The following is a 3691-nucleotide window of genomic DNA, read 5'->3' on the forward strand; positions in this document are numbered from 1 at the left end:
CCCCCCCCCCCCCCCCCCCCCCCCCCCCGATTCTCCGGAGCCACCGGTGACAGGCTCCAACTGGTGGTCAGACACCAGCGGACTATCAGATGCCGAGGTGCTCGGACAGGTAGTTCTCGACCTGATCGAGGCTGACGCGCTCCTGGCTCATATCGTCGCGTTTGCGGATCGTGACCGCGTTGTCGTCAAGCGAGTCGAAGTCGAACGTGATGCACAGCGGGGTGCCGATCTCGTCCTGACGGCGGTACCGACGACCGATCGCGCCGGCATCATCGAAGTCGATGTTCCAACGCCTGCGCAGACGAGCCGCGAGCTCCTTGGCCGCCGGTGTCAGCTTCTCGTTGCGACTCAGCGGCAGCACGGCCGCCTTGACCGGAGCCAGGCGCGGATCGAGCTTAAGCACGATGCGCTTGTCCACGCCGCCCTTGGTGTTGGGCGCCTCGTCCTCGGTGTAGGCGTCGACGAGGAAAGCCATCATCGAACGGGTCAGACCGAAGGACGGTTCGATCACGTAGGGAGTGAAGCGTTCGCCACTTGCCTGATCGAAGTACTGCAGCTTCGCACCCGAAGCCTCGGTGTGGGTGCCGAGGTCGTAGTCGGTGCGGTTGGCCACGCCCATCAGCTCGCCCCATTCCGATCCCTGGAAGCCGAAGCGGTACTCAACGTCGATCGTGCCCGAGGAGTAGTGTGCCCGGTCATCTTCGGGAACGTCGAGGCGGCGCACGTTGTCTTCGGAGATGCCGAGATCGATGAACCAGTTCCAGCAGGCCTCGACCCACTCGCGATAGTAGTCGTCGGCCTCTTCGGGACGAACGAAGTACTCGAGCTCCATCTGCTCGAACTCACGCGTGCGGAAGATGAAGTTCCCGGGAGTGATCTCGTTGCGGAAGGCTTTGCCGATCTGGCCGATCCCGAAAGGCGGCTTCTTCCGCGCCGCGGTGACGACGTTGTTGAAGTTGACGAAGATTCCCTGTGCGGTTTCGGGGCGCAGATAGTTCAGACCTGCCTCCGATTCCACCGGGCCCAGGAAGGTCTTGACCAGGCCGGAGAACTCCTGCGGCTCTGTCCACTGTCCACGGTTCCCGCAATCGGGGCAGACGATGTCAGCCATACCGTTCTCGGGTGTCTTCGAGTGCTTGGCTTCATAGGCTTCGACGAGGTGGTCCTCGCGGTGGCGCTTGTGGCAGTTGAGGCATTCGACGAGCGGATCGACGAAGGTTGCCACATGTCCGGAGGCCTCCCAGACGCGCTTAGGCAGAATGATGGAGGAATCGAGTCCGACGACGTCTTCACGACCGCGGACGAAGGTCTGCCACCACTGGGCCTTGATGTTGTCCTTGAGCTCAACGCCCAAGGGCCCGTAGTCCCAGGCCGAACGGGACCCGCCATAGATCTCTCCGGCTTGGAAGACGAATCCTCTGCGTTTGGCCAGGGCGATGACGGCATCCAACTTGGACTGTGCCACGTTTATTCTCCTTGAGGTAGGTCGCCGACGGCCGGCTGCCGTGGCTCGCAGGTACAGCCTATCTGTTCAGCTCCCGCCCGAGGGTCTCGACTCATGGGCGACGGAACTCACACTTAAACCGGCCCGCGGATCCGCCTCGGCGGACGTGTGGCATGTAGGATTGAGACACACCCAAACCTTTCTCCGTACTGACGGTTTTCAAGTCTGTCCAAGCAAGCCTTGGATCTCATACGGTTTCGGCCCGGATTGCTCACGATGATTGCACAAGCGGCCGCAGGGTAGATCGCCACTACAGTCATCTGCGATCAAGTGTGTGCCGACGTGAGAGAGAAAACTCATGACAGATGTGTCCACATCCGACAATCCGACAACACCGAAGTTCTCCGAGCTGGGTCTCCACCCGCTCGTCCTCCAGTCAGTTCAGACTCAAGGATACGAGACCCCGACTCCGATCCAGGCTGAGACGATCCCCGCGCTGGTCGAGGGCCGCGATGTCATCGGCCTGGCCCAGACCGGCACCGGCAAGACCGCCGCTTTCGCTCTTCCCGCACTGTCCGACCTCGCCGAGGCCGGCCGCGCCAACGACGGCCCCTTCGCTCTGGTCCTGACCCCCACCCGTGAACTTGCGATCCAGGTCGCAGAGGCGTTCACCTCGTATGCGACGAATCTCAACGACTTCTCCGTCCTCCCGATCTACGGCGGCCAGGCCTACGGCCCGCAGCTCTCCGGCCTCAAGCGCGGCGCTCAGGTCGTCGTGGGAACGCCAGGTCGTGTCATCGACCACCTCAAAAAGGGATCGCTCAAGCTCGAAAACCTCCGTCACCTCATCCTCGATGAGGCCGACGAGATGCTCAAGATGGGCTTCGCCGAGGACATCGAAGAGATCTTCAGCCAGTCCGGCAACTCACGTCAGGTGGCCCTGTTCTCCGCCACGATGCCGACATCGATCCACCGCCTGACCGGCAAATACCTCAACAACCCCAAAGAGGTCCGGGTCGCTTCGAAGTCGCAGACCGGATCGAACATCCGCCAGCGCTACCACATGGTCCAGCACTCGCATAAGCTCGACGCCCTGACTCGAATCCTCGAGGTCGAGGAATACGAGGGCATCATCATGTTCGTGCGCACCAAGCAGGCCACGGAGGAGCTCGCTGAGAAGCTGCGTGCCCGCGGCTTCAAGGCGTCGGCGATCAATGGTGACATCCCACAGCAGGCTCGTGAGCGCACCATCGATATGCTGCGCAGCGGCAAGGTCGACATCCTCGTCGCCACCGATGTCGCAGCCCGCGGTCTCGACGTCGAGCGCATCACCCTCGTCGTCAACTTCGACATCCCGCATGACACCGAGTCCTACGTCCACCGCATCGGCCGCACCGGGCGCGCAGGGCGTTCGGGCGAGGCCATTCTGTTCGTCACCCCGCGTGAGCAGCGTCTGCTCGGTTCCATCGAGCGCGCCACGAAGCAGAAGGTCGAACCGCTGTCGATGCCCAGCGTCGAAGAGCTGACGAACACCCGTGTGGAGAAGTTCACCAAGCGCATCGACGATGTGCTCGCGACGACCGAACTGACCGAACTCGCGACCGTCATCGAGCAGTACGAGCTCTCGCGCAACGTGCCTGCGACCGACATTGCCGCAGCGCTGGCGTCCCTGGTGCTCGAGTCGAACACCCTCAAGGCCGATCCCATGCCGGAGCCTTCGCGTGGCAAGCCTGTTCGTGACCGTGACGGCGGCGGACGCGACGGAAAGCCGGGCCGTGAACGCTCATCCCGTCCGCGTGATGAGAATATGACCACCTATCGCCTGGCCATCGGCCGCAACGAACGCCTGCAGCCAGGTGCGGTCGTCGGCGCCATCGCCAACGAAGGAGGCCTGACCTCGAAGGAGATCGGTCACATCGACATCCGGTCGAACCACACCCTTGTCGATCTGCCCAAGGATCTCGATTCCTCGGTCATGCGCAAGCTCTCCAACACGCAGATCCAGGGTCGCCCGATCGACATTCGTCAGGATTCGGGCCGTCCGGCTCGTCCGTTCAAAAAGGGCAACTTCGACAAGCAGCCCGGCGACAGCCGCAACTTCCGCGGCGATCGTCGCGGAGGCGGCAAGAAGTTCAGCAATGACCGCGTCGGCGGAGAACGCTCACGCGACCGCTACTGATGTGCATGCTCTGCTGAGGCGCTGAGGAATCGGCGCTGGGCTCGTATACGAGAAGAGGGGGGGGGGGG

At 62.8% G+C, this 3691-nt stretch carries 2 protein-coding genes; one reads left to right on the forward strand and one right to left on the reverse strand.

The window, feature by feature from the left end:
- Positions 1-85: 85 nt before the first annotated feature.
- Positions 86-1465 carry a glycine--tRNA ligase gene (locus ACE03M_RS07375; protein WP_143921856.1) on the reverse strand — a complete coding sequence of 460 codons (1380 nt, stop codon included), beginning with the start codon at positions 1463-1465 and terminating at the stop codon, positions 86-88.
- 337 nt (positions 1466-1802) lie between these two features.
- Here ACE03M_RS07375 and ACE03M_RS07380 point away from each other — a divergent pair, with 337 nt between their 5' ends.
- Entirely contained in the window at positions 1803-3623 is a 1821-nt protein-coding gene (locus ACE03M_RS07380; protein WP_485933315.1) for a DEAD/DEAH box helicase, read from the forward strand.
- Positions 3624-3691: the final 68 nt, after the last annotated feature.

The sequence above is a fragment of the Brevibacterium sp. AGC70 genome (genome assembly GCF_057334195.1).

What these genes read in the sequence shown, in the direction of transcription:
- ACE03M_RS07380 (WP_485933315.1), top strand. Translation starts at nt 1,803, where the DNA reads ATGACAGATGTGTCCACATCCGACAATCCGACAACACCGAAGTTCTCC.